This window comes from Kitasatospora sp. NPDC008050 (assembly GCF_042957465.1).
Lineage (GTDB): Bacteria > Actinomycetota > Actinomycetes > Streptomycetales > Streptomycetaceae > Kitasatospora.
This window is the reverse complement of the sequence record NZ_JBIBIJ010000002.1, coordinates 324,249-349,478: the sequence shown is the minus strand read 5'-3', so window position 1 is coordinate 349,478 and position 25,230 is coordinate 324,249. Positions and strand designations below refer to the sequence as shown.

Below are 25,230 nucleotides of genomic sequence, written 5' to 3'. Positions count from 1 at the left end.
ACTCCGTCAGTCACCCACGGCCGGACCGGCCATGCACATGACCTGGCGTTCGGACCGAAGGGTCGATTGTCAAGAAGTGGACACACTCCTGTCACTGGGAGTCCATGGACGACGCGCAGGATGGATCACGTGCCCGCCGCTCCAACCGTGGGGGATGGCGCAGCGGGACCAGCGCACTCCGATGGGGGTCGGGGTGCGAGGCCGGGCGACCCTGGGTGGGGGCGCCCGCCCGAGCGTCGGGAGTCGTGGCGCCCTTTCCTGGAGGGCGCCACGGGTCCTGGCCCAACTCCTCTTTCCGGTGATCTTTGGGCCGGACGGGTGCCGTCCACCGACGTCCGGGCCGCCCGCTCCCTACGCTGAGCGCCATGCGTGTCGTCATCGCCGGTCAGGGCTACGTCGGACTCCCGCTCGCGGTTCGCGCCGCCGAGGCCGGCCACCAGGTCGTCGGGTACGACATCGACCGGCGCCGCATCGCCCGGCTGGCCGAGGGCGACTCGTATGTGGAGGACATCCCGGACGAGCGGCTGCGGCCACTGCTCGCCGACGGCTCCTACCGGCCCTCCACGGACCCGGCCGACCTCGCGGAGTTCGACGTCGCCGTGATCACCGTGCCGACTCCGCTGCGTGACGGGGTGCCCGACCTCTCCTGCATCGAGGCCTCCGGCCGGCTGCTGGCCGAGCGGCTGCGGCCCGGCGCCCTGGTGGTGCTGGAGTCCACCACCTACCCCGGCACCACCGATGAGCTGCTCACCCCGCTGCTGGAGAAGGGCTCGGGGCTGCGCGCCGGCATCGACTTCCAGGTCGGCTACAGCCCCGAGCGGATCGACCCGGGCAACCAGCACTGGCGGCTGGAGAACACCCCGAAGGTGGTCTCCGGCATCGACACGGACTCGCTGCACGCGGTGGACGACTTCTACCGGCAGCTGGTGCAGCGCACCGTGCCGGTCTCCTCCTGCAAGGAGGCCGAGCTGGCCAAGCTGCTGGAGAACACCTTCCGGCACGTCAACATCGCCCTGGTCAACGAACTGGCGGTGTTCGCCCACGAGCTGGGCATCGACATCTGGGAGGCGATCGACGCCGCCGCCACCAAGCCGTTCGGCTACCTGCGCTTCGACCCGGGCCCCGGGGTGGGCGGGCACTGCCTGCCGATCGACGCCTCGTTCCTGTCCTGGCGGGTGGAGCGGGCGCTCGGCCGCTCGTTCCGCTTCGTCGAGCTGGCCAACGACGTGAACAGCCACATGCCCGACTACGTGGTGCGGCGCCTGGCCACGGCCCTGAACGAGCGCCGCAAGGCGGTCAAGGGCTCCCGGATCCTGCTGCTCGGCCTCGCCTACAAGAAGAACACCGGGGACGCCCACGAGACCCCCGCCGCCCAGGTCGCCGAACTCCTCACCCGGATGGGCGCCGAAGTCCGCGCCGCCGACCCCCATGTGGACGGCGTCCACCTCCCCGGCCGGCGCGGCCCCTTCTCCCGCATCACCCGCGTCACGGCCAGCCCCGAGGAGCTGACGGCGGCGGATGCGGTGGTCCTGCTGGCCGACCACGACGACTTCGACTACACCGCCATCACCGACCACGCCCGGTACGTCCTGGACTGCCGCCGACGATTGACGGGAGCAGCCGTCGAGGTGCTCTAGGACCTGTCCAGCCGTCGTCCCTCCAGCCCTTTTCCGCTGCGCACGCAGGCTCTCCCGATCGCCATCACCCGATCGGGAGAGCCCCTGCACCAGACGTCAGGTCCGCCGACGTCCCACCGTGTTGGGCAGCGAGTCGATCCCGGCACCGTCGTCGATGATCACGATCTTCGGGATGATCCGGGTCTCGTCCTCGGGAGCCGGGGCAGCACCCGCGCCCTGCGTGGCAGTCGGCGGCGGGGTGGCCGGGCGGGGCGGGAGCGGCGGCTGGGCGGCGCCGGCGGCGCGCAGCGCGGCGCGCGGGTCCACCGGCGGGGTGGCCGACGGCTGGGTGGCGGGCGCCTCGCGCAGTTCGGCGGGCAGGCGCAGCACCGTGGTCGGGGCGTCGGAGGACGCGGTCGGCAGCGTGGGCGGAGCGGGCGGGGCAGCCGGAGCGGGCGGGGTGGGCGGCAGCGGGACCTCGCCGGTGTCGGCCTCCGGGTCGGTCGCCTGGACCGTCGGGATCACCTCGGTCACCTGGGTGACCTGGGCTGCCTGCGTCGGCTGGGTCACCGCGTTCCCCGGGTCGGCCGACTCGATCATGCCGACCGCCTTGCCGGTCAGCGAGGCCAGCGTGCCCTTGATGTGGTCCAGGTGCGTCTGCACCGTCTCCAGCCGCTTGTCGAACTCCGCCCGCTGCGCGGCGCTGGCCGCATCGACCTTGTCGGCCTCGCGGCGGGCCTGCTCGACCAGGCGGTCGGCCTTGGCCTGGGCGTCGGTGTCGATCTGCTTGATCAGGCTGAGCACGGACTCGCGGTGCTGCTCGGCCTCCTTGAGGCGGCGCTCGGCGGCCAGCGAGATCTTGGCGTCCTCGGCGGCGGCGGCCGCCTCCTCGGCGGCGAACCGCTCGTCGGCCTCGCGCCGCAGCTCGGCCAGCTTGGTCTCGGCCCGCTCGCCCGCCTCGGCGGCGGCGACCCGGATCTTGGCGGCCTCGGCGGTCGCGCCGTCCCGGATCGCGCGGGACTCGGCATCGGCCTCGCCGCGCAGCTTCTCGGCCTCGGCACGGGTGCGCTCGTCGGTGCGGCGGGCGGCCAGGTCGGCCTCGGCGCGGGTGGCGGTCGCGTACGCGGCGGCCTCGGCCTGCAGCTCCTGACCGGCCTGGTAGGTCTCGTCGCGGGTGTCCTCGGCGAACCGCTCGGCCTTGTCGCGCACCTGGCGGGCCTCGTTGTCGGCGATCGCCATCAGGTCGGCGGCCTGCTCGCTGAGGGTGGTGTAGTCGGGCTCCGGCGCCTCGGCGGCGGCCTTGCGGGTGGCCGCGAGCACCGCCTCCAGCTCGCGGATCTGGGCGCCGAGCCAGCTCAACCGCTGCCAGGCCTCGTCCCGCTGGGCGGTCAGCGCGGTCAGCGCGCGGTCGACCTGCTCGGGCGCGTAGCCGCGCCGGGCAGCGGTGAAGCCGTACGACGGGATGGCGTCGCTCATCTGCTGTCTTCCCCTCAGTGCCGGCTGGGCACGATATTGCCTGGTGGTGATCGGGTCACCTGGGTCACCTGGTAGCCGGGCTCTGTCGATATCTGGTGCTACCCAGTGCTACCTGGTCATAGCCGCTCGTTTCCTGCGATCCTCTTGACCTATTTTGCGCAGATCATCTGGAAAGCCCAAGGAAGCGACACCACCGGCTGGGGCCGCACCCTTGGGTGCGGCCCCAGCCCCAGCCGTCCGACGGCTAGAGCAGGCCGTCCCAGAACTGCTCCAGGAGGACCGCCCACCAGGTGTCCGGTGCCTGGAGGGCGGCCGGGTCGATCGCGGCCAGCTCGGCCTGGAAGTCGGTGGTCCAGCGCCCGGCCTGATCCGGGGTCAGGCCGTAGCGCAACGGCCACATCCGACCGAGCAGGGCGAGCGACCGGACGAACTCCGGTACGCCAGTGTTGACGAAGCGCGGGGCCTGTGCGGTTCCCTCCAGATCCACCGCGACCACGGCCGCTGTGCCGTACTGCACACAGAGTTGCCGTCCGTAGTCGTTGCCGAGCACCAGGTAGCCGCCCGCGTCCGGCCCGGCCTGGCGGCCGCGCTCGGCGGCCAGCTCGGCCAGCGTCGGGATCGGCCGGTTCTCCGGCACGTGCGCCCAGAAGAACGGGCCGAAGCTGGTCGGCAGACCGGCCCAGACCAGGGTCTGCGCCACCCCCTCGGGCACCCCCTGCCGGGAGACCGCCCGCTGCTCGTAGCGGAAGATGGCGGCGCCGAAGTACTGCGTGAGCTCGGCGCCGATCTGCTGCGGCGGGACGGGCGGAGCCGGCGGGATGCTGCCGGGAGCCGGCAGCGGCACCCGGACCGGGCGCGGGCGGCGCGGGCCGGCGGCCAGCTGGTGCAGCTCGTCCAGGTGGTTGAGCAGGTGCGCCATGCCGGCCTGGCGGGCCTGGTGCTCGCGGCCGTACCCGGCGGTGTGGGTGATCCGCACGTTGGGCCAGGAGGAGGCGATCAGCCGGGAGCAGTAGCCACCGGGCAGGTCGCAGGCCTCCAGCTCGGTGTGCAGCTCCAGCACCTGCTCGGCGGGCACGCCGAGGCGGCGCAGCTCCTGCAGGATCCGCCACTCCGGGTGCGGGGTGCCGGGCTCGCTGCGGTGCATCACCTTCTGCTCGGAGCCGTCGGGGGCGCGGTAGCTGAGCACGGCCAGGTAGCCGGGACCGACGGTCGGCACGCCCGGCGGCACCGGGGCGCCCTGCGGCGGCAGCCCGGGCACCGGCGCGGCGGCACCGGGCACGCCGGCAGCGCCAGGGACACCGGGGGCACCGGGCACCGGCGCGCCGGGGAAGCCGGGGCCACCCGGGACGGCGGAGGCCAGCTGGGTCGCGGCGTGCGCGACGCCACCGCCCTGCGCGCCCTGGCGGGGCGGCACCACCGCCTTGCTGGTGTCGGCGTCGGCCAGGTCCTCGGCACCGGCACCGGCACCGCCACCGACGGCGGGAGCGGGCGCGGGCGCACCACGCAGCGCGCCCGGCGGCGGAGGCGGCGGAGCGCCGACGCCGCCACGACCGGTCGCCGGCGGTGCCGCCGGCGACCCCGGGTGGGCGGGCGCGCCACGCAGCGCACCGGGCGGCGGGGGCGGCGGAGCGCCCACACCGCCACGACCGGTCGCCGGGGGCGCCACGGGCGCGCCGGGCAGGCCCATCAGCCCGGGCGGGCCGTCGGAGGCCAGCATGGTCGGCGCGTACTCGATGCCGGGGCCGGGCGCCGCCGGAGCGGTGGGCCCGGCGGGGGCGGGCACGATCGGCGCCGGCGCGGCCAGAGCGCCGGGCAGGCCCATCGGCCCGGGCACGCCGTCCGAGGCCAGCATGGTCGGCGCGTATCCGCCCACCGGCCCCTCCGGTGCGGCAGGCACGGGTACGGGTGCGGGCACAGGTGCCGACACGGGTACGGGCACGGGTGCCGGCACCACAACGGGCGCCTCGGCAGCCGGCGGCGGCATCCGGACCGTCATCGCCTCCGGCGGGGTGGCCGGGGCCGTCGGCCGCTCCTCGCCGTGCTCCTCCAGCTCCCAGCTGGGCGGCGGCGCGAGCATGGTCGGCGCGTCACCGGCCGGCCGGTCCGAGACCGGCGGCTCGGTCAGCACGGGGGCCGCGAGCGGCCCCGGCGCGGCCATCACGGGCTCAGCGGTCCGGACCGGCTCGGCCGGGGCCGGCGCCTGGTCGGCCGTGGCCGGGGCCGTTCCCAGCCGCTCCGCCTCGGCGGCGATCGCGGCCGCACCGGCGTCCAGCATCCACTGCGGGGGGCTGAGCAGGAAGGAGGTCGCCTCGGCCGGAGCGGGCACCGGCTTGACCGCCCCGGCAGCACCGCCCTGGGCCGGGCGGCCGTACTGCGCCTCGTAGCGGTGGACCACCTCGTTGACCGGCAGCGCGGGCCAGAGCGTGCTCGCCCCGGTGTCCCGGGCGATCACCAGCTTGACCGCCCCACCGTCCGAGGAGGGTCCGCCCTCGCGGTCCTCGGCCCAGCAGACGAAGCCGAGGTCGAACTCCCGCACCCGCACCTCGCGCTGCTGGAAGGGCGCCACCCCGCCGTTGATCCACTCCGCCGCCAGGTCCTGTGCCTGCGCGTACGTCATCATGCTGCCTCGCCCCTGTCCTCTCGCGCGGGCCGTTCGCTCCCGCCGATCGCGCCACCGCTCACCGACTGCCTCACGACACCGACACCGACACCGCGCGGGCGAACCCGCCGTCCACCATCAGCTCCGCGACCGTCTCCAGCTCCGGCGGGCTGCCGGCCAGCCGGAGCAGGAAGTCGTCGAAGCTGTCGCCGCAGGGCAGCAGCAGCCGCCGCACCCGGTCGGCCGGCTCCTCGGGGGCGCCGTTGTCCCGGGCGTCGTCATAGAGGCAGAACCAGACCGAACCCAGCTGCTCGCCGCGCACCTTGAGGGCCAGGATGCCGCCCTGGGCGAAGGCGATGCCGAGGTAGTCCTTGGTCAGGTGGTCCCGCAGACACTTGTTCACGTAGACGAGGTCGTCGACCCCGTACTCCTCGCTGAGCGTCAGGAACGGCTGGTCGAGCAGGAGTCCGAGGTCGGTGTCGAGCGCCACGCCCGCCGGTGCCCGGCCGCCGGCCAGCTTGAGGAAGCCGCGGTAGGGCCCGGGCAGCCGGTAGCCGAGCCGCTCCTCGGCCGCCTGGATCAGGTCCTCGGTGACGCTCACCGGGTCGGCGCCCTCCTGGGAGAGCGGAAAGTGCACGGCCTTGCGCTCCTGGAGCGGGCGGGTGCCGCGCCTGGCGTGGTCGGCGGCCGAGCGGGCCAGGCCGCCGTGGTGCCGCAGCAGCGCCTTGATCTCGACCGGGATCAGCTCCATCCGGCGCCAGCCGTGGGCCGCGCCGCCGACCGCGTGGTGCCAGGTCCAGCCCGCCGGGGTGGCCACGGCGCACTCCTGATCGGCCCACAGCTCGTGGCCCTGGCTGAACAGCGCGGCGTTGGCGGACACGTAGTCGGTCAGCCGCAGCTCGTCCACGCCGAAGCCCTCGGGCGGATCGGCGACCTCGGCGGCCGCCGCGGCGTACGGACCGAAGTCCGGATACCCCTGCGCGTCGACCCGTACCCCGTCGGGGTACCTGGCCGCCCGCACCGGGTCGGGAAAGTGAACCGCCTGACCCGCGTAGGCCGCGTTGGGCGCGGCGGCGATGCCGGGCCGACCTGTCGTCATTCTGGGTGCCCCCACTGCGCTGAAGCCGATTTAGCTAGCCACCAGGGTATGGGGTCCCGGCTTCGGGCGGTCGTCCTGGTCCGACGGCCGGGGCGAACCGGAGCCCTGTGATCAGGTTGTGAACAATTGGTGCGTCTGACGGAGTCTCAGTACACGCTCCCGCCCCCCGAGTGATCCACTGTCCGAAACGTTTGGCAGGCTGACGTCCGGGAGGGTCCACCCGACCCGCCCGACAGAGGACCAGCCGACAGAGCGAGAGGAGCAGCCGTGGACGAGGGTCCGCCGGTCGCACCCCTGCTGCGCCACCACCGGGACAGCCTGCTGCCCGCCGTGGCCGCGGCGCTCTCCCTGCGCGGCGGCGAGGTGCACACGCTGGCCGGCCGCAAGGCCGACCAGGAGCCCGCGCTGCACCCGCTGGTCGGTGACTTCCTGGCCAGGCTGCCGCTGGAGCACCGCGAACGGTTCGCCGGGCGCTGCCCGGAGGCGGTGCTGCTCTCCCAGTACCTGACCACGGTGGACAACGGGCGCTCCAAGCGCGCCGCGAAGAAGCCGCTGAGCCTGCACGACGCCCGCAAGGCGCTCAAGGGCGCCAAGCTGACCACCGTGCGGATCCGCGAGCAGGACGATCCGGCGCACGGCACCCACGCGCCGCCCTGCCGCTCCTGCGCACCGCTGCTCGATCACTTCACCGTGCAGAGCGTGGCGGTCGGGCCCAGGTCCGATCCGGCCTGAGCCGGCCCGTGACCCGGCTGCCCTGCCGATAACCCCGCAGCGCCGCCCAGGTCGCGTGCCGCCCCTGTCCCCCGACCCCGGAGTCCCCCCTGAACCCGCTCACGTCACCGGCCGCAGGCCCGGCGTCCGCCGCCGTCCGCTCGCAGCCCAGGTTTCCCGCCGACGTCGCCGCCGCGCTCAAGCAGGCCGGCTGGCACCCGGGCCGCTGGGAGATCCGGCGTGCCGAGGCCTGGGCCGACGAGCTGCTCTCCCGGCACTCCCCCGACGACGTCCAGCACGCGGTCTTCCCCGCCGCCATCGAGGCCTGGGCCGAATTCGGCGGGCTCTCCTTCGACCTCGGCGGCGCCGGACGCCAGCTGGCCCGCACCCCGTTCCTGCTCGACCCGATCTGCGGCCTGCACCTGCCACGCACCCTGGCCGACCTGTCGCGCGCGCTGGACAGCCGGGTGGCGCCGCTGGGCGAGGAGCACTACGGCCAGGCCCTGCTCGCGATCGACGAGGCGGGACGGGTCTACAGCCTCGACCACACCGGTGAGTGGTTCCTGGGCGCCGACCTCGACCAGGCGGTCACCACGCTGGTGCTGGGCACCCGTCCGGAGCGGCTGCGGACCGTCACCGACACGCTCTGAGCGCGACCGGGCGGCGAGCCGGGTTCAGCAAAGTTGTGAAGCTTCCGCACGAATCTTCGCCTGCCGGCCCTAAGAGGGGCTCAACAGCCCTAAGCAGCGCCTAAGCCGGGCTCAGCTCAACTCAGCCGGTCGCTGCGCTGCGCCAGCCGCGAGGGCAGCAGTGCCTCCACCCGGAACCCGCCCTCCTGCTGCGGCCCGGCCGCGAAGCTGCCGCCCAGCGCCAGCACCCGCTCCTCCATGCCGACCAGCCCGTTGCCGCCGCTCGGCAGCCTGACCTCGTCGCCGCCCACCGCCCGCTCGTTCACCACGGCCACCCGCACCCCGTTGGGCACATAGGCCAGCAGGACGGAGACCCGCGCGCCGCCGGCGTGCTTGTGTGCGTTGGTCAGCCCCTCCTGCACCACCCGGTAGGCGGTCTGCTCGGCATCGCCGCGGTAGGGCTGGCGCTCGCCACTGACCGTCAGGGTCACCCGCATCCCCGCCGCCTTGGACTGGTCGATCAGCCGCGGCAGCTCGGCCAGCCCCAGCGGGCTCTCCACCGGCGCCTCCTCGCTCATCCGCAGCACGCCGAGGATCTCGCGCAGCTCGTCCAGCGCCTGGCGCCCGGTCTCGGCCATCAGCTTGGCGCTCTGCGCCGCCTTCTGCGGGTCCCGCACCGCGATCCGCTCCACCGCGCCCGCGTGCACCACCATCAGGCTGACCCGGTGGGCCACCACGTCGTGCATCTCGCGGGCGATCCGGGTGCGCTCCTCCAGTCGGGCGCGCCGGGCCCGCTCGGTGGCCCGCTCGGCGAGCAGGTCCAGCTCCGCCTCCAGGCCCTGGGCCCGGTCCTTGAGTGATTCGATCAGCCGGCGCCGGGCGCCGATGTAGAGGCCGCCGATCACCGGCGAGACGGTCAGCCCGACCGCCACCAGCACCGAGAAGAGCACGAAGACCCAGGTGGCCGGCAGCTGCTGGCCCGGCTGCGGCTCGACGGTGAGCATCGAGAAGAGCACCATCCCCAGCGTCTCCACGAAGATCACCGTGGTCAGCGCCACCACCTGCCGGCGCCCCGCGGGCCAGATCCAGGTGGAACAGAGGGTGTAGAGCGCGACCACCAGCAGCACGATCCCGAACAGCCCGGGAACCAGGACCATCGAGACCAGCACCGGCACGACCGGGCAGCGGCGCCGCACCAGCAGGCTGGCACCGCCCAGCGCGCCGATCACCGCGCCGGCGACCGCCCACCCGGCGCCCAGGTGGAACCGGTCGTGGACCAGGCTGTAGCCGCCCAGCGCGCACTCCACGGCGGCCAGCAGGGCCAACACCGCGTCCAGCAGCGCACTACGCCGCCGGTCCCACCACCACAGGCCGCGGTCCGGTGCGCCCTCCCCAGGCGACATGCTCATACGGGACAGCCTAAGTGAGGCACACCCCGCGGCCCCACCCAGTTCTCGGCACCGGACGCGGCGACGGGCGCGTCCGGCCGGCCCGCCGCCGGGCCCGGCGCGCCGCGCTGTCCGGCATGCGACCGGCGCAACCTCGGGACAAGGACCTCCCCATATGCTGGTCCGGTCGGACAGCGCGGTCCGCCGAAGCCGAACCCCACCACCCCAGGGAGCCAGCCGTGACCGCTCAGGTCCCCCAGTCGGCCGACCACCCGAGTGCCGACCGGTCGCCCACCGGGCGTTCAGGCGCGAGCCTGGCCGCCGTGGAGCTGCCGAACGCCGATCCGGTCGCCGACAACGCGGCCCTGCGGGCCGACATCCGCCGCCTGGGCGATCTGCTCGGCGAGACCCTGGTCCGCCAGGAGGGCGCCGAGGTGCTCGGGCTGGTCGAGCAGGTCCGGCTGCTCAGCCGCACCGACGGCGAGGCCACCGCCGAGCTGCTCGCCAACATCGATCTGGAGACCGCGGCCAAGCTGGTACGGGCCTTCTCCACCTACTTCCACCTGGCCAACGTCACCGAGCAGGTGCACCGCGGCCGCGAGTTCGCCGCCCGCCGGGCCCGCGAGGGCTCGCTGCTGGCACAGACCGCCGACCAGCTGCGCGAGGCCGACCCCAAGCACCTGGCCGACACGCTGGCCAACCTGGCGGTCCGCCCGGTCTTCACCGCGCACCCCACCGAGGCCGCCCGCCGCAGCGTGCTGAACAAGCTGCGCCGGATCGGTGAACTGCTGGAGCGGATCCACCGCGAGCACGCCGCCGCCGGGATCTCCCCCACCGACTCCGCCCGCCTGACCTCGGCCAAGCGCTCCGCCGACCGCCGCCTCGCCGAGGTGATCGACCTGCTCTGGCAGACCGACGAGCTGCGGATCGCCCGTCCCGAGCCCACCGACGAGGCCCGCAACGCCGTCTACTACCTGGACGAGCTGTACCGCGAGGCCGTCCCCGAGGTGCTGGAGGAACTGCACGAGGAGCTGGCCCGGGTCGGCGTCGCGCTGCCGGAGGGCGTGCGCCCGCTGACCTTCGGCACCTGGATCGGCGGCGACCGGGACGGCAACCCCAACGTCACCCCGCAGGTCACCTGGGACGTGCTCAACCTGCAGCACGAGTACGGCATCAAGGACGCCCTGGACGCCGTGGACGACCTGCGCAACTCGCTCTCCACCTCGGTGCGCCTGGCCGGGGCCTCCGAGCAGCTGCTCGCCTCGCTGGAGGCCGACCTCAAGCTGCTGCCCGAGCTGAGCCCGCGCTACAAGCGGATGAACGCCGAGGAGCCCTACCGCCTCAAGGCCACCTGCGTGCGGCTCAAGCTGGAGAACACCCGCGAGCGCCTGGCCGCCGGCACCCCGCACCTGGCCGGCCGCGACTACCTGGGCACCCGCGAGCTGATCGCCGACCTCAAGCTGATCCAGGACTCGCTGCGCTCGCACCGCGGCGAGCTGATCGCGGACGGCCGCCTGGCCCGGGCGATCCGCACCGTCGAGGCGTTCGGCCTCCAGCTGGCGACGATGGACGTGCGCGAGCACGCCGAGGCCCACCACCACGCGCTCGGCCAGCTCTTCGACCGGCTCGGCGAGGAGGCCTGGCGCTACAACGACATGCCGCGCGAGTACCGCCAGCGGCTGCTCGCCAAGGAGCTGCGCTCGCGCCGCCCGCTGGCCCCCACCCCGGCGCCGCTGGACGCCGCGGGCACCAAGACGCTGGGCGTCTTCACCACCATCCGCGAGGGCTTCGAGCGGTTCGGCGACGAGATCGTCGAGAGCTACATCATCTCGATGTGCCAGGGCGCCGACGACGTCTTCGCCGCCGCGGTACTCGCCCGCGAGGCCGGCCTGATCGACCTGCACGCCGGGGTCGCCCGGATCGGCATCGTCCCGCTGCTGGAGACCACCGACGAGCTGCAGCAGGCGGACCGGATCCTGGAGGAGATGCTCTCCGACCCCTCCTACCGCCTGCTGGTCTCGCTGCGCGGGGACATCCAGGAGGTGATGCTCGGCTACTCCGACTCCTCCAAGTTCGGCGGCATCACCACCTCCCAGTGGGAGATCCACCGCGCCCAGCGCCGACTGCGCGACGTGGCCCACCGCTACGGCATCCGGCTGCGCCTGTTCCACGGCCGCGGCGGCACGGTCGGCCGCGGCGGCGGCCCCTCGCACGAGGCGATCCTCGCCCAGCCCTGGGGCACCCTGGAGGGCGAGATCAAGGTGACCGAGCAGGGCGAGGTGATCTCCGACAAGTATCTGCTGCCCTCGCTGGCCCGGGAGAACCTGGAGCTGACCCTCTCCGCCACGCTGGCCGCCTCCGCCATGCACACCGCCCCGCGCCAGGCCCCCGAGGAGCTGGCCCGCTGGGACGCCGCGATGGACGTGGTCTCGAAGGCCGCGCACACCGCCTACCGGGGCCTGGTGGAGCAGGAGGACCTGCCGAAGTACTTCTTCGCCGCCACCCCGGTCGACCAGCTCGCCTCGCTGCACCTGGGCTCGCGCCCCTCGCGCCGCCCCGACTCGGGCGCGGGGCTGGACGGCCTGCGGGCCATTCCGTGGGTCTTCGGCTGGACCCAGTCCCGCCAGATCGTCCCCGGCTGGTACGGCGTCGGCTCCGGCCTGGCCGCCGCCCGCGAGGCGGGCCTGGGCGACGTGCTGCCGGAGATGTACGGCAAGTGGCACTTCTTCCGCAACTTCCTGTCCAACGTCGCGATGACGCTGGCCAAGACCGACCTGCGGATCGCCCGCCACTACGTCGAGCAGCTGGTCCCCACCGAGCTGCGGCACATCTTCGACCAGATCACCGCCGAGCACGACCTGACGCTGCGCGAGGTGCTGCGGCTGACCGGCGAGAGCGAGCTGCTGGAGCACAACCCGGTGCTCAAGCAGACCTTCACCGTCCGGGACGCCTACCTGGACCCGATCTCCTACCTCCAGGTGGCGCTGCTGCGCCGCCAGCGCGAGGAGGTCTCCTCCGGCCGGCCCGAGGACCCGCTGCGGGCCCGTGCGCTGCTGCTGACCGTCAACGGCATCGCCGCCGGCCTGCGCAACACCGGCTGACCGTCCGGCAGACAGCACCGGGCCCGCTCGCCTGCACGGCGAGCGGGCCCGGTGCTGTCTGCGGCCGACTCCTGGTCAGCCGGACTCCTTGTCGGGGGCGCGGCGGCGCTTGAGCCAGAGCGCGCCACCACCGGCCGCGACCACCAGCCCGCCGGCCACCGCCGGGATGCCGGCGTTGCCGCCCAGCGTGGAGATGAAGGCACCGGAGAGCGCGGCGGTCTCGGGGGCCGGGGTCGGCGAGGGCGACGGCGAGAAGGACGGCGACGGGGCATCGACCAACTGGGCGTCCAGCGCGCTGGACACGGGCTGCGGAGCGGCCTGGCGCAACCGGCCGCTGCCGCCGCCCCGGGCACCGCCGACCGGGGTCGTCGAGGTGCGGGTGGCCGAGGGCTTGGGGGTCGGCGTCGGGCTGGGGCAGCCGCTGGGCAGCTCCGTCGGCGACGCCCCCGGCGAGGCGGTGGTGCTCGCCCCGGCCGAAGCGGGGGGCTGGGACGAGGGCGCGGCCGGAGGCTGGGCCGGCTGCCCCGGTACGGCGGTGGCCGAGGCGTCGGCGCCCGGCAGCGGCGGGCAGCTGGGACCGGCCGTGCTGCTCGGCGAAGCCGTGGGCGAGGGCGGCGGGGTGGGCGTGGCCGTGCCGGTCGGCGGCACGCCGGCCGCCACCGAGGTGGGCCCGCCCGGCGGCGGCGTACTGCTCGCGGCCGGTGTCGGCGAGAGCGTCGCGCTCGCCGACGGCGCGGGTGAGCCACTCGGCTCGGCCGCGCGAGCGAATGCGGCGCCGGAAAGCAGCGCCGTGACCGCCAGAACCCATGTGCCGGCCACCCGTGCCGAGCCCAACCCCGCGCCCACCAGCGCCCCTATCTACCCGAGTCCGGGTTGACCGTACCCGATGCGACAAGGCGTTCCGGCACCGGAACGGGGACTGCGGCGAAGAGTTGTACGACTGTTGCCCTATCCGTCATACGAGGGCGCCGAGCTGACGGCCGGTCAGCTGTGAGCCAGCTGGGAGTCAGCTGTTGTAGGTGCCCTGGGCCCGCTCCAGACCCTCCGTCAGCAGCGCCTCGACGGCGTCGGCCGACCGGTCCACGAACCAGTCCAGCTCCTTGCGCTCGGCGCCGGAGAAGTCCTTCAGGACGAAGTCGGCGACCTCCATCCGGCCCGGCGGGCGGCCGATGCCGCAGCGCACCCGGTAGTACTCCGGGCCGAGCGACTTGGTGATCGACTTGAGCCCGTTGTGCCCGTTGTCGCCGCCGCCGAGCTTGAGCCGCAGGGCCGCGTAGTCGATGTCCAGCTCGTCGTGGACCGCCACGACCGCGGAGGTCGGCGCCTTGTAGAAGTCGCGCAGCGCGGTGACCGGACCGCCGGAGAGGTTCATGAAGGTCATCGGCTTGGCCAGCACCACCCGCTGCCCGGCCAGCCGCCCCTCGGCGACCTGGGCGCGGCTCTTGTGCGCCTTGAACCTGGCGCCGATCCGCTCGGCCAGCAGGTCGGCCACCATGAAGCCGATGTTGTGCCGGTTGCGGGCGTAGCCCTCACCGGGATTGCCCAGGCCCACGATCAGCCAGGGGCCGGTGTACGCCTCATCGCTCATCTGCGCTCCTCCTCCGATACCTCATCATCATGGACGCACAGCTGCCCCGGCTCCCTCACGGGGAGCCGGGGCAGCGGCGGCAGAACTACCGGGAGGCTCAGGCCTCGGCAGCGGCCTCGGCGGCAGCCTCGGCGTCGGCGTCGGCCTGCGAGGCCTGGGCGCCGATGACCTGCAGCACGACGGCGTCGGCCTCGACGGCCAGCGAGGTGCCCTTGGGCAGCGCGATGTCGCCGGCCAGGATGGCGGCGCCGGCCTCCAGGCCCTGGACCGAGACGGTGACGGACTCGGGCAGGTGGGTGGCCTCGGCCTCGACCGGCAGCGTGTTCAGCACGTGCTCGACCAGGTTGCCGCCGGGGGCCAGCTCGCCCTCGACGAGGACCGGGATCTCGACGGTGACCTTCTCGCCGCGCTTGACCAGCAGCAGGTCGACGTGCTCGATGGTGCGCTTGATGGCCTCGCGCTGGACGGCCTTCGGCAGGACGAACTCGTCCTTGCCCTCGATCGGGACGACCAGCAGTGCGTTCGGGGTCTTGAGGGCCATCATCAGGGCGTGGCTCGGCAGGTTCAGGTGAACCGGGGCGAGGCCGTGACCGTAGACGACACCGGGGACGAAGCCGGCGCGGCGGGCGCGGCGGGCGGCACCCTTGCCGAACTCGTTGCGGGGCTCGGCGGCAAGGCGGATCTCGGACACGACTGCACTCCTCGGAAGACTGGCGGGGGGGTGCAGGCAACACTCGTACGGTGGTCATACGAGGCCCGAACAGCATGAAGCCGCCGGGACCACACCCTTAAACACTGGGGGGTTCGCTCGGCGGCGGGACGACTCTGCCAACGGTCGGTACTCCGACCCCGGCAGCGCGTCGATCACGGAGCAGGCGCCTGATGGGCGCGCGGCATCCCTCGCCGAGCAGTCTCACGAGTCTAACCTCAGCACTCGTCAACCGTGAAATCGGCCCCGTCGCCAGCAGCGACGGGGCCGATCGGACCTGACGGGCCTTCAGCGGCAGGCCCGCGAAGAACTCAGTGCACGCCTGCTCAGGACACGCCTGCTCAGTGCACGCCCTCGAAGAGCGAGGTCACCGAGCCCTCCTCGAAGACCTCACGGATCGCGGCGGCGATCGAGGGGGCGATGGAGAGCGTGGTGACCTTGTCCAGCTGGAGGTCCGCCGGGCAGGGCAGCGTGTTGGTGAAGACGAACTCGCTGACCCGCGAGTTCTTCAGCCGGTCACCGGCCGGGCCGGAGAGCACGCCGTGGGTGGCGGCCACGATGACGTCGGCGGCGCCGGCCTCGAAGAGCGCGTCGGCCGCGGCGCAGATGGTGCCGGCGGTGTCGATCATGTCGTCGACCAGGACGCAGACCCGGTCCCTGACGTCACCGACCACCTCGGCGGAGAGGATGGTGTTGGCCTGGCTCATGTCGCGGCGCTTGTGGATGATCGCCAGCGGGGCGTCCAGGCGGTCGCACCACTGGTCGGCCACCTTCACCCGGCCGGCGTCCGGGGAGACGATGGTGAGCTTGCTGCGGTCGACCTTCTCACCGACGTAGTCGGCGAGCAGCGGGAGCGCGAAGAGGTGGTCGACCGGGCCGGCGAAGAAGCCCTGGATCTGCGCGGTGTGCAGGTCCACGGCCATGATCCGGTCGGCACCGGCCTGGGCCAGCAGGTCGGCGACCAGGCGGGCGGAGATGGGCTCGCGGCCCAGGTGCTTCTTGTCCTGGCGGGCGTAGCCGTAGAACGGCAGGATCGCGGTGATGCTCTTGGCCGAGGCCCGCTTCAGCGCGTCGATCATGATCAGCTGTTCCATGATCCACTGGTTGATGGGAGCCGTGTGGCTCTGCATCACAAAACAGTCCGCCCCCCGGGCGGACTCCAGGAAGCGGACGTAGATCTCGCCGTTGGCGAAGTCCAGGGCCTTGGTCGGGACGAGCTCGGTGCCCAGCGCCGCGGCCACCTCCTTCGCCAGCTCGGGGTGGGCACGGCCGGAGAAGAGCTTCAGTTTCTTCTCACCCGACGTCGTGATCCCGCTCACTGCACCGTCTCCTCGTGTTGCTGCCGCATGGTCCCGCCGCGCCGCACCCGGGCGGCGGGAGCCGTCCGGGCCGGTGGTCGACGAGGGATTGGGTACGCCTCGGCACGGGCTACAGCCCCACGGCGCACGTATGTACACCAGGTTACGCGCCCGCCCGTGAAGCGTCCGGCCCGGGAGGGCCGCAGCACCGCTGAGCGGGGTGGCTCAGGCCTCGGCAGGCCGACCCAGCGCGGCGGCCGCGGCCTCGGCGGAAGCAGTACCGGGGCGCTTGCGCGCCACCCAGCCCTCGATGTTGCGCTGCTGTGCGCGGTTCACGCCGAGCGCGCCGGGGGGCACGTCCTTGCTGATCACCGAGCCGGCCCCGGTGTAGGCGCCGTCACCGATCGTGACCGGGGCGATGAGCATGTTGTCGGTGCCGACCCGGGCGTGCGCGCCGATCACGGTGGGGTTCTTGTTCACCCCGTCCCAGTTGGCGGTGATCGTGGCCGCGCCCACGTTGGCCCCCTCGCCGATGGTGGCGTCGCCCATGTAGGACAGGTGCGGCACCTTGGCACCGGCGCCGATGCTCGACTTCTTGACCTCGACGAAGGTGCCGATCTTGCCCTTGGCACCGAGCGCGACCCCGCCGCGCAGGTAGGCGAACGGGCCGACGCTGGCGCCCGCGCCGATCTCGGCCTGCTCGACCACCGCGTTGCTCACCGTGGCACCGGCCCGGACCACGGTGTCGGTCAGGGTGCTGTTCGGGCCCACCCGGCAGCCCTCGCCCAGGTGGGTGGCCCCGTGCAGCTGGGTGCCGGGGAGCAGGACGGCGTCCGGCTCGTAGCCCACCTGCGCGTCGATCCAGGTGGTGGCCGGGTCGACCACGGTCACGCCGGCCCGCATGGCGGCCGTCAGCAGGCGGTCGTTGAGCAGTCGGCGGGCCTCGGCGAGCTGGACCCGGTCGTTGATCCCCAGGATGTCGCGGTGGTCGGCGGCGATCAGCGCGCCCACCCGGTGACCGGCCTCGCGCAGGATCTCCAGGGTGTCGGTCAGGTACTCCTCGCCCTGCACGTTGTCGGTGCCGATCCGGGCCAGCGCGTCGGCCAGCAGCTTGCCGTCGAAGGCGTAGACGCCGGAGTTGATCTCGGTGATCGCCAGCTGGGCGGCGTCGGCGTCCTTGTGCTCGACGATCGCGGTGACGGTGCCCTCCCGCGGGTCGCGCAGGATCCGGCCGTAGCCGCTCGGGTCGGGGACCTCGGCGGTCAGCACGGTGACGCCGTTGCCTTCCACCGTGTGCTGCTGGACCAGCGCGCGCATGGTGTCGGCGGTCAGCAGCGGGACGTCCCCGTAGGTGACCAGCACGGTGCCGTCCAGCGTGATCCCGTCGGCGGCCAGGGCCTCCAGCGCGATCCGGGCCGCGTGGCCGGTCCCGTTCTGCTCGTCCTGCACCACCGTGCGGGCCTGCGGGTGCTCGGCGCCCAGGTGCTCGGCGACCTGTTCCTTCAAATGGCCGATCACCACCACCAACTGCTGGGGCGTCAGCTCCTGGGCGGCGGTGACCGCGTGTCCCAGCAGGCTGCGGCCGCAGATCGGGTGCAGCACCTTGGGCAGGGTCTTCGACTTCATCCGGGTGCCTTCACCGGCGGCGAGCACGATGACGGCGGCAAGGGGGTTGGCGCTCACGCGGGAGGCTCCTTGGGGGTGACCGGAAGCGGGTCGGGTCCGGGTGGGCGGCTCCGCACGCCGCACCGTCGAGTAGGGCCCGAGAAATGACCAGACCCGAGAATAACCGCGCAATCCGCCCATGACCGCACAGCGTCACGCCCAGGCCCACAGACGACAAGCGCGCGGCCGGGGCGATGGACCCCGGCCGCGCGAAGTGCTCCGCCGGTTGGATTCGAACCAACACTGCAAGGCTTCAAAGGCCTGCGGGCTGCCGATTACCCCACGGCGGATGGCTGCTCAGACCATACCGGAGTCCTCCCCTGACTGGGTATCGCCTTCGATCCCCAGGGCGTGCCACACCGTTCGGCCCAATGGCCGCCGACCCTCGGCGCGAGCTGCTTCCCTTGGCAGGCGCAGCAACCTACGATGCCGTAAGTTACGCATTCGTAGGCTCCGGCCGCCCGGGCCCGGTGCCGATCACGCTCCATTCCCCCGCTTTCTCCCACGTTTTCTCATAAACGTATTCCCTCAAGGGAGCGCCCATGACGACCCAGGCCGACCAGGCGCCGCCCGGCGCCGCGTCCAATGCCCGGCCCGCCTCCCAGGTCTCCGCCACGCTCGGCGGTGAGAAGCAGGGCCTGCCCGAACGCCTGGCGCTCGGCCTCTTCATCGCGGTGCCGTTCCTGGCCCTGCTGGCCGCCGTGCCGGTGGCCTGGGGCTGGGGGCTGGGCTGGCGGGACCTGACGATCGCGACGGTCATGTACTTCACCACCTGCCACGGCATCACCGTCGGGTTCCACCGCTTCTTCACCCACCGCTCGTTCAAGACCGGCCGGGTACTGAAGATCGCCATGGCGGTGGCCGGCAGCCTGGCCGTCGAGGGCCCGGTGGTGCGCTGGGTGGCCGACCACCGCAAGCACCACAAGTTCTCCGACCAGACGGGCGATCCGCACTCGCCCTGGCGCTACGGCGAGAGCGTGCCGGCCCTACTCAAGGGCCTGTGGTGGGCACACATGGGCTGGCTCTTCGACTCCGAGCAGACCCCGCAGCACATCTACGCGCCCGACCTGGTGAAGGACCGCGACATCCGGACCGTCTCGCGGCTCTTCTGGCTGTGGACCGCCATCTCGATGCTGCTGCCGCCGCTGGTGGGCGGGCTGCTCAGCTGGTCCTGGCAGGGTGCGGTCACCGCGTTCTTCTGGGGTTCGCTGGTCCGGGTGGCGCTGCTGCACCACGTGACCTGGTCGATCAACTCCATCTGCCACGCGATCGGCCAGCGCCCCTTCAGATCCCGGGACCGCTCGGGCAACGTGTGGTGGCTGGCCGTGCTCTCCTGCGGTGAGTCCTGGCACAACCTGCACCACGCCGACCCCACCTCGGCCCGGCACGGGGTGCTGCGCGGACAGCTGGACTCCTCCGCCCGGCTGATCCGCTGGTTCGAGCAGGCCGGCTGGGCACGCGACGTCCGCTGGCCGGGCCCCGGGCGCATTGACGCCCGGCGCGTCGCATGACCCGTCGTCTACAGCATGATGGGGGGGTGAACGGGAGCAACGGAGACAGCGCAGTCGGCCATCGACCGCCCGCCCGCGGCGGCACCGGGCGGGCGGGCCGGGTCCGGATGACGGGCAAGCAACGGCGCGAACAACTGCTGGACATCGGGCGCTCCGTCTTCGCCGAGCGCGGCTACGACGGCACCTCGGTGGAGGAGATCGCCGAGCGGGCGGGCGTCTCCAAGCCGGTGGTGTACGAGCACTTCGGGGGCAAGGAGGGCCTCTACGCGGTGGTGGTGGACCGCGAGATGCAGCTGCTGCTCGACATGGTCACCGGCGCACTCACCGGTGGCCACTCCCGCGAGCTGCTCGAACAGGCCGCCTTCGCGCTGATGGACTACATCGACACCTCGACCGACGGCTTCAAGATCCTGGTCCGCGACTCACCGGTGGCCCAGTCCACCGGCACCTTCGCCTCGCTGATCAGCGACATCGCCACCCAGGTCGAGGACATCCTGGGCCTGGAGTTCAAGGCCCGCGGCTTCGACGCCCGGCTCGCGCCGATGTACTCGCAGATGCTGGTGGGCATGGTCGCGCTGACCGGGCAGTGGTGGCTGGAGGTGCGCAAGCCGGGCAAGGCCGAGGTCGCCGCGCACCTGGTCAACCTGGCCTGGCACGGCCTGGAGGGCATGGAGCGGCATCCCAAGCTGGTCGGCGAGCGGCAGAACTGAGGCCGCTCGCCGGGCGGGCGGCGGCCTCGCGCGCCCGGCGCCGCCGCACCACCGGAAGGTGCCGCCGCACCACCGGAATGTTTCGGTCAGGGGTTTTCTCGATGTCAAGAGGCTTCATATCGACAGAACCCCCGATACACTGATCCACATGGAGGACGAGGTCGACCGCCTGGTCGCAGCATGGCGCCGAGAGCGCCCCGACCTCGACGTGCAACCACTGCAGGTGCTCAGCCGGGTCAGCCGGCTCGCCCGCCACCTGGACCGGGCCCGCCGCACGGCCTTCGCCGAGCACGGTCTGGAGCCCTGGGAGTTCGACGTCCTGACGGCGCTTCGCCGGGCCGGGCGCCCCTACCAGCTCTCCCCCGGCCAGTTGCTCACCCAGACCCTGGTCACCTCGGGCACCATGACCAACCGGATCGACCGCCTGGCCGGCAAGGACCTGGTGCAGCGGCTGCCCGATCCGGACGACCGGCGCGGCGTGCTGGTGCGGCTCACCGAGACCGGGCAGGAGAAGGCGGACCAGGCGCTGGCCGGACTGCTCGCCCACGAGCGCGAGCTGCTGGCCGAGCTGTCGGGGCAGCAGCAGGGCGAGCTGGCAGCGCTGCTGCGGCAGCTGGTCGCACCGTTCGACAACATCCCGGGCTGAGACCGGCTCAGGTCGGCTCAGGTCGGCTCAGGAAGTCGGCGCACCGGCCGACTCGGCCGGGCCGACGCCCGCCCGGCGGGCCAGCGCGACAGCGGCCAGCGTGGAGTGCACCCCCAGCTTGCCCAGCACGTTCTGCATGTGGGTGCGCACGGTGTGCGGGGAGAGGTAGAGCCGCTCGGCCACCGCCTGCCGGCCCAGCCCCGCCACCATGCAGCGCAGCACCTGCTTCTCCCGGGGCGTCAGCGACTCGACCAGCCGCTCGCTCTCGGTCCGGTCGCGCCGGGCCGTGGTCAACTCCCGTACCACGCCGGTGAGCAGGGTGGGCGGCAGATGGGTCTCGCCGCGCAGCACCCCGCGCAGCACGGTCAGCAGCCGGGTCAGCGAACTCTCCTTGGCGACCCAGCCCGCCGCCCCCGCGTACAGCGCGCGCACGGCCCGGCGCGGGTCCTCCTCGGCCGCCAGCACCACGGCGCGCAGCCCGGGGTAGGTGTGGCAGGAGCGCCCGAGCAGCGCGATCCCGTCCACCGGGCGCCGCACCGGCGCCACCGGTCCCGGCTGCTCCGCCGTCACCACCGGCGGTGCGGCCGGGCGGTGCGGGGCCAGGACGCTGCCCGGGCGGCGCGGCGCGGGGACCACCCCGGCAGCGGCCCGGCGGGCCGGCGCCGGGCCGGCCTCGGGCTCCACCGCCGGACGCGGGCGGCGCGGCGGGCCCAGCGAGCCGCCGGCGGTGCCGAGATCGGCGTCGACCAGCAGGATGTCGAAGGGCCGCCCCTCGGCGGCTGCCCGTTCCAGGGCATGCTCGGCGGCGGCCGCACTACCGGCGGCGCCGACCTCGATCTCCGGCTCGGCGGAGAGCGCCGTGGCGAGCGCTTCGGCGAAGATCCGGTGGTCGTCGACCACCAGGACGCGGATCCGCCCCATCTGGTGTCCCCCTGCTCCGGTACGGCCCCCGTCCGATACCGGACTCAGGGTACGGGGTGCCAGGCCGAGAGGTGGCAGTTCAGTGAAATTCCGTCAGTTCCGGGCAGGTTGTGCCATGTCACGGTACGGATGTCAGCAGCTGCGCCGGGGGGCGGGAGAGGTTTTAGGGGGCGGATCGGCGGCCGCGCCCGCCGTGCGGCCTCAGGCGAGTCGGCGGGCCCCCGCCGCCGCGGTCGCCGTGAAGATGTTCGGCACGGCGTGACCCGCCGCCAGGAAGGCCCCGATGACGGCCTGCTCGACCTGCCCGGCCGCATCCTTGGGCGCCAGGGCGATCACCGAGCCGCCGAAGCCGCCGCCGGTCATCCGGGCGCCCAGCGCACCCGCCGCCACCGCCACCTCGACCGCCAGGTCGGTCTCCGGGCAGGAAACCTTGAAGTCGTCACGCAGCGAGGCATGTCCCGACGTCAGGATCGGCCCGAGCGCGGCGTAGTCGCCCTGCTCCAGCAGCCCGACCGCCTGGCCGACCCGCACGTTCTCGGTCACCACGTGGCGCACCAGCGGGCCCAGCTCGGCCGGCAGCTCGGCCACCGCCCCGGACAGCGCGGCAGCCGGCAGGTCGCGCAGCGCGGCCAGCCCGAGCAGCCCGGCCGCCCGTTCGCAGCCGGCCCGCAGCGCGGCATAGGCGCCGTCCCCGAGGTCGTGCTTGACCCGGGTGTCGATGACCAGCAGCACCAGCCCCTGCTCGTCGAGCGAGAACGGGACCTGGCGCTGCGTCAGATCCCTGGTGTCCAGGTAGAGCGCGGACCCCTCGGTGCAGCAGGCGGAGGCCATCTGGTCCATCACCCCGCACGGGACCCCGGCGAAGAGGTTCTCGGCACGCTGCGCGAGCAGCGCCGACTCGGCTGCGGTGAGCCGCAGTTCGTACAGGTCGCGGTAGACCGCCGCGGCCGCGCACTCCAGCGCGGCGGAGGAGGAGAGTCCGGCCCCGCTCGGCACGTCGCTGTCGAAGTAGAGGTCGGCGCCGCCGACCCGGTACCCCGCCTCGCGCAGCGCCCAGACCACGCCGGCCGGGTAGCCGGCCCAGGTCGTCACCGCGCCCGGGGCGAGTTCGGCCACCGACAGGTCGGTGACCACGTCGTCGCCCTGGGCGCTGTAGAGGCGCAGCCGACCGTCCGGGCGGGCCCGGGCCGCCACCTTCACCGCCTGCGGGAGAGCGATCGGCAGGACGAACCCGTCGTTGTAGTCGGTGTGTTCGCCGATCAGGTTCACTCGGCCCGGTGCCGCCCACACGCCCGTGGGGGCGGCACCGAAGATCCGCTCGAACTGCTCTCTCACGTTTCGCTCTCCCGCGGTCTGGCTACTGCTCGGGTCCCGCCGCTACTGGTTCGCGGCGCTCTTGTTCAGGGTGAAGGTCCAGGCGTCGGCCACGATGTCGTCCAGCTCGGGACGCTTGGGGGTCCAGCCCAGCCGGGTGTGGGCCTGCTCGGCGGAGGCGACCAGCACGGCCGGGTCACCCGGGCGGCGCTCGGCCATGACCACCGGGATCTCGCGCCCGGTGACCCGCTTGACCGACTCGATCACCTCACGGACCGAGAAGCCGCTGCCGTTGCCCAGGTTGCAGATCAGGTGCTCGCCCGGCTTGGCCGCGGTGAGCGCCAGCAGGTGGGCGTCGGCCAGGTCGGCGACGTGGATGTAGTCGCGGATGCAGGTGCCGTCGGGGGTCGGGTAGTCCTCCCCGTAGACCGCGATGTGCGGGCGCCGGCCGAGCGCGGCCTGGAAGACCAGCGGGATCAGGTGCGACTCGGGGTCGTGCCGCTCGCCGTAGGCGCCGTAGGCACCGGCCACGTTGAAGTAGCGCAGGCTGACCGCCGCCAGGCCGTGGGCGATCGCCTCGCTGGTGATCAGGTGGTCCACCGCCAGCTTGGTGGCGCCGTAGGCGTTGGTCGGCGAGGTACGGGCGGTCTCGGCGATCGGGACCAGCTCCGGCTCGCCGTAGACCGCGGCGGTGGAGGAGAAGACCAGCTTGCGCACGCCGGCCTTGCGCATCGCGCTGACCAGCTCCAGCGAGCCGGCCACGTTGTTGCGCCAGTACTTCTCCGGGTCCGCGACCGACTCGCCGACCTGCGAGGAGGCGGCGAAGTGCAGCACGGCCTCGAAGGAGGAGTCCAGCACCTCGGCGGCCTGCTGGATCCGGCCGTTGACGAACTCGGCACCGGCCGGGACACCCTCGCGGAACCCGGTGGAGAGGTCGTCCAGCACGGTGACCTGGTGACCCGCCTCCAGGAGGTGGGCGGCAACCACGCTGCCGACATAGCCGGCACCGCCGGTGACCAGGTACTTGCTCATATCGCGACCTCCCGCAGGCGTTGTGCCGCCGCCTCTGGCGACACATCGTTGACGAACGCGTCCATGCCGGACTCGACGCCGGCGAGGAACTTCAGCCTGCCTACCGTACGTCGGATCGTGAACAGCTCCAGATGCAGTGCCAGCTCGGCGCCACCGCGGCGGGGCGCCTGGTGCCAGGCGGCGATGTAGGGGGTGGGGGGCGGCGCCTCGGCCTCCGGGGCCGGCCGGGTCGAGGGCGCATCGGTGAAGAGCCGGTCGAAGCGGCGCAGCAACTCCAGGTAGAGGCCGGGGAACTCGGCCCGCTCGGCCTCGGTCAGTCCGGTCAGGCCCGGCACCCGGCGGTTCGGGTAGAGGTGCACCTCGTAGGGCCAGCGGGCGGCGAACGGGACGAAGGCCGTCCAGTGCTCGCCGGTGAGCACCACTCTGACGGGGTCGGCGCGCTCGGCGCGCAGCAGGTCCTCGAAGAGGTTGCGGCCGGTGCGGGCGCGGTGTTCGTCGGCCTGGACGACCATCTTGGCGGTGCGCGGGGTGACGAACGGGAAGGCGTAGATCTGACCGTGCGGATGAGCCAGCGTCACGCCGATCTCCGCGCCGCGGTTCTCGAAGCAGAAGACCTGGTCGACGTCGGGCAGCGCGCTCAGTTCGGCGCTGCGGTCGGTCCAGGCATCCAGCACCAGGCGCGCCTTGGACTCGTCGAGGTCGGCGAAGGAGGCGTGGTGGTCGGCGGTGAAGCAGACCACCTCGCAGCGGCCGACGCCGGGACGGGCCAGGTGCAGGGGCCGGTCGGCCGGGGCGCCGAGCGGCGCACCGGGCGGGCCCGTCGTGCCTGCGATACCCAGCGCCGCGGCGTTCACCGCGTGAACGTGGGCCGCCGCGTCGGCGGCGAGCGAGGGGAACCGGTTCTCGAAGACCACCACGTCGTAGTCGGCGGCCGGGATCTCGCTCAGCCGGCCGTCCCGGCTCGGGCAGAGCGGGCACTCGTCGGCGGGTGGGTGGTAGGTGCGGCTCTGGCGGTGCGCGGCCACGGTGACCCAGTCACCGAGCACCGGGTCGCGGCGGACCTCGGCCAGATTGACGGGCGCCTCCAGTGGGCGCCGGTCGCGCACGTCACGGGAGGCCGACTCGTCCCGGTCGTAGTAGATCAGCTCGCGGCCGTCCGCCAGCTTGGTCGTGGTCTTCCGCACAGTGTCCGCCCTCGCTGTGGCCCGCTGCCGTTG

General features: G+C 73.3%; 21 protein-coding genes and 1 tRNA gene. 8 read left to right on the top strand and 14 right to left on the bottom strand.

All coding sequences use genetic code 11. The annotated features are described in order from the left end of the window. Positions 1–365: 365 nt before the first annotated feature. Positions 366–1,637 (top strand): nucleotide sugar dehydrogenase, encoded by a 1,272-nt coding sequence (locus ACFZB9_RS05030; protein WP_391443672.1) that lies wholly within the window; start codon positions 366–368, stop codon positions 1,635–1,637. A gap of 96 nt (positions 1,638–1,733) precedes the next feature. Here ACFZB9_RS05030 and ACFZB9_RS05025 read toward each other — a convergent pair whose 3' ends face one another. From ACFZB9_RS05025 to ACFZB9_RS05015, 3 genes are all read right to left on the bottom strand, one after another. Further along, positions 1,734–3,092 carry a hypothetical protein gene (locus tag ACFZB9_RS05025; RefSeq protein ID WP_391443670.1) on the bottom strand — a complete coding sequence of 453 codons (1,359 nt, stop codon included), beginning with the start codon at positions 3,090–3,092 and terminating at the stop codon, positions 1,734–1,736. A gap of 244 nt (positions 3,093–3,336) precedes the next feature. Next, positions 3,337–5,712: an SUKH-4 family immunity protein gene (locus ACFZB9_RS05020; protein WP_391443669.1), complete on the bottom strand. Its 2,376-nt coding sequence runs from the start codon at positions 5,710–5,712 to the stop codon at positions 3,337–3,339. Positions 5,713–5,782: 70 nt separating this feature from the next. Then, positions 5,783–6,790 carry an SMI1/KNR4 family protein gene (locus ACFZB9_RS05015; protein WP_391443667.1) on the bottom strand — a complete coding sequence of 336 codons (1,008 nt, stop codon included), beginning with the start codon at positions 6,788–6,790 and terminating at the stop codon, positions 5,783–5,785. Between the two features lie 267 nt (positions 6,791–7,057). Between ACFZB9_RS05015 and ACFZB9_RS05010 the strand changes: the two genes are divergently transcribed. Both ACFZB9_RS05010 and ACFZB9_RS05005 read left to right on the top strand, forming a co-directional pair. After that, a complete protein-coding gene (locus ACFZB9_RS05010) occupies positions 7,058–7,522 on the top strand; it encodes a YwqJ-related putative deaminase (RefSeq protein WP_391443665.1) in 465 nt (154 codons plus the stop codon). 89 nt (positions 7,523–7,611) lie between these two features. Then, entirely contained in the window at positions 7,612–8,151 is a 540-nt protein-coding gene (locus ACFZB9_RS05005; protein WP_391444281.1) for an SUKH-3 domain-containing protein, read from the top strand. 116 nt (positions 8,152–8,267) lie between these two features. On the opposite strand, the gene ACFZB9_RS05000 is transcribed toward ACFZB9_RS05005, so the two are convergent. Further along, the gene (locus ACFZB9_RS05000; protein WP_391443664.1) at positions 8,268–9,539 is read right to left on the bottom strand and encodes a sensor histidine kinase; all 1,272 of its coding nucleotides are present in this window, start codon (positions 9,537–9,539) and stop codon (positions 8,268–8,270) included. A 293-nt stretch (positions 9,540–9,832) separates the two neighbouring features. On the opposite strand from ACFZB9_RS05000, the gene ppc reads away from it, so the two are divergent. Continuing rightward, positions 9,833–12,619 (top strand): phosphoenolpyruvate carboxylase, encoded by a 2,787-nt coding sequence (gene ppc, locus ACFZB9_RS04995; RefSeq protein ID WP_391444279.1) that lies wholly within the window; start codon positions 9,833–9,835, stop codon positions 12,617–12,619. Positions 12,620–12,694: 75 nt separating this feature from the next. Here the strand turns inward: ppc and ACFZB9_RS04990 are convergent, their stop codons facing one another. Further along, a complete protein-coding gene (locus ACFZB9_RS04990; RefSeq protein ID WP_391443662.1) occupies positions 12,695–12,922 on the bottom strand; it encodes a hypothetical protein in 228 nt (75 codons plus the stop codon). A 76-nt stretch (positions 12,923–12,998) separates the two neighbouring features. On the opposite strand from ACFZB9_RS04990, the gene ACFZB9_RS04985 reads away from it, so the two are divergent. Beyond that, positions 12,999–13,496 (top strand): hypothetical protein, encoded by a 498-nt coding sequence (locus ACFZB9_RS04985; RefSeq protein WP_391443661.1) that lies wholly within the window; start codon positions 12,999–13,001, stop codon positions 13,494–13,496. A gap of 129 nt (positions 13,497–13,625) precedes the next feature. On the opposite strand, the gene pth is transcribed toward ACFZB9_RS04985, so the two are convergent. The 5 genes from pth to ACFZB9_RS04960 all read right to left on the bottom strand — a co-directional run bounded on the left by pth (position 13,626) and on the right by ACFZB9_RS04960 (position 18,169). Then, positions 13,626–14,207 carry an aminoacyl-tRNA hydrolase gene (gene pth, locus ACFZB9_RS04980; protein ID WP_391443659.1) on the bottom strand — a complete coding sequence of 194 codons (582 nt, stop codon included), beginning with the start codon at positions 14,205–14,207 and terminating at the stop codon, positions 13,626–13,628. Positions 14,208–14,304: 97 nt separating this feature from the next. Next, on the bottom strand, positions 14,305–14,898 hold the full coding sequence (locus ACFZB9_RS04975; RefSeq protein ID WP_391443657.1) for a 50S ribosomal protein L25/general stress protein Ctc: 594 nt from the start codon (positions 14,896–14,898) through the stop codon (positions 14,305–14,307). 359 nt (positions 14,899–15,257) lie between these two features. Beyond that, entirely contained in the window at positions 15,258–16,235 is a 978-nt protein-coding gene (locus ACFZB9_RS04970) for a ribose-phosphate diphosphokinase (RefSeq protein WP_327068530.1), read from the bottom strand. 204 nt (positions 16,236–16,439) lie between these two features. Then, on the bottom strand, positions 16,440–17,897 hold the full coding sequence (gene glmU / locus ACFZB9_RS04965) for a bifunctional UDP-N-acetylglucosamine diphosphorylase/glucosamine-1-phosphate N-acetyltransferase GlmU (protein ID WP_391443655.1): 1,458 nt from the start codon (positions 17,895–17,897) through the stop codon (positions 16,440–16,442). A gap of 199 nt (positions 17,898–18,096) precedes the next feature. Further along, positions 18,097–18,169 (bottom strand) — tRNA-Gln (locus ACFZB9_RS04960). A gap of 252 nt (positions 18,170–18,421) precedes the next feature. On the opposite strand from ACFZB9_RS04960, the gene ACFZB9_RS04955 reads away from it, so the two are divergent. The 3 genes from ACFZB9_RS04955 (at position 18,422) to ACFZB9_RS04945 (ending at position 20,746) form a co-directional block, all read left to right on the top strand. Beyond that, positions 18,422–19,390, top strand: a complete 969-nt coding sequence (locus tag ACFZB9_RS04955; RefSeq protein WP_391443653.1) for an acyl-CoA desaturase — start codon at positions 18,422–18,424, stop codon at positions 19,388–19,390. Between the two features lie 26 nt (positions 19,391–19,416). Continuing rightward, positions 19,417–20,100, top strand: coding sequence for a TetR family transcriptional regulator (locus tag ACFZB9_RS04950; protein WP_391443652.1), 684 nt, complete (start codon positions 19,417–19,419; stop codon positions 20,098–20,100). A 148-nt stretch (positions 20,101–20,248) separates the two neighbouring features. Then, positions 20,249–20,746: a MarR family transcriptional regulator gene (locus tag ACFZB9_RS04945; RefSeq protein WP_327068526.1), complete on the top strand. Its 498-nt coding sequence runs from the start codon at positions 20,249–20,251 to the stop codon at positions 20,744–20,746. Between the two features lie 27 nt (positions 20,747–20,773). On the opposite strand, the gene ACFZB9_RS04940 is transcribed toward ACFZB9_RS04945, so the two are convergent. From ACFZB9_RS04940 to galT, 4 genes are all read right to left on the bottom strand, one after another. Further along, positions 20,774–21,667 (bottom strand): LuxR C-terminal-related transcriptional regulator, encoded by an 894-nt coding sequence (locus ACFZB9_RS04940; RefSeq protein ID WP_391443650.1) that lies wholly within the window; start codon positions 21,665–21,667, stop codon positions 20,774–20,776. 201 nt (positions 21,668–21,868) lie between these two features. Further along, the gene (gene galK / locus ACFZB9_RS04935) at positions 21,869–23,002 is read right to left on the bottom strand and encodes a galactokinase (RefSeq protein WP_391443649.1); all 1,134 of its coding nucleotides are present in this window, start codon (positions 23,000–23,002) and stop codon (positions 21,869–21,871) included. A gap of 42 nt (positions 23,003–23,044) precedes the next feature. Beyond that, a complete protein-coding gene (gene galE / locus ACFZB9_RS04930; RefSeq protein ID WP_391443648.1) occupies positions 23,045–24,013 on the bottom strand; it encodes a UDP-glucose 4-epimerase GalE in 969 nt (322 codons plus the stop codon). Further along, positions 24,010–25,197 (bottom strand): galactose-1-phosphate uridylyltransferase, encoded by a 1,188-nt coding sequence (gene galT / locus ACFZB9_RS04925; protein ID WP_391443646.1) that lies wholly within the window; start codon positions 25,195–25,197, stop codon positions 24,010–24,012. The genes galE and galT overlap by 4 nt, the downstream gene beginning before the upstream one ends. Between the last annotated feature and the right edge of the window lie 33 nt (positions 25,198–25,230).

Bases quoted from the DNA above. Each gene is read 5' to 3' on its own strand.
- ACFZB9_RS05030 (WP_391443672.1), top strand. From the start codon at position 366: ATGCGTGTCGTCATCGCCGGTCAGGGCTACGTCGGACTCCCGCTCGCG.
- ACFZB9_RS05025 (WP_391443670.1), bottom strand. From the start codon at position 3,092: ATGAGCGACGCCATCCCGTCGTACGGCTTCACCGCTGCCCGGCGCGGC.
- ACFZB9_RS05020 (WP_391443669.1), bottom strand. From the start codon at position 5,712: ATGATGACGTACGCGCAGGCACAGGACCTGGCGGCGGAGTGGATCAAC.
- ACFZB9_RS05015 (WP_391443667.1), bottom strand. From the start codon at position 6,790: ATGACGACAGGTCGGCCCGGCATCGCCGCCGCGCCCAACGCGGCCTAC.
- ACFZB9_RS05000 (WP_391443664.1), bottom strand. From the start codon at position 9,539: ATGAGCATGTCGCCTGGGGAGGGCGCACCGGACCGCGGCCTGTGGTGG.
- pth (WP_391443659.1), bottom strand. From the start codon at position 14,207: ATGAGCGATGAGGCGTACACCGGCCCCTGGCTGATCGTGGGCCTGGGC.
- ACFZB9_RS04955 (WP_391443653.1), top strand. From the start codon at position 18,422: ATGACGACCCAGGCCGACCAGGCGCCGCCCGGCGCCGCGTCCAATGCC.
- ACFZB9_RS04945 (WP_327068526.1), top strand. From the start codon at position 20,249: ATGGAGGACGAGGTCGACCGCCTGGTCGCAGCATGGCGCCGAGAGCGC.
- ACFZB9_RS04940 (WP_391443650.1), bottom strand. From the start codon at position 21,667: ATGGGGCGGATCCGCGTCCTGGTGGTCGACGACCACCGGATCTTCGCC.
- galE (WP_391443648.1), bottom strand. From the start codon at position 24,013: ATGAGCAAGTACCTGGTCACCGGCGGTGCCGGCTATGTCGGCAGCGTG.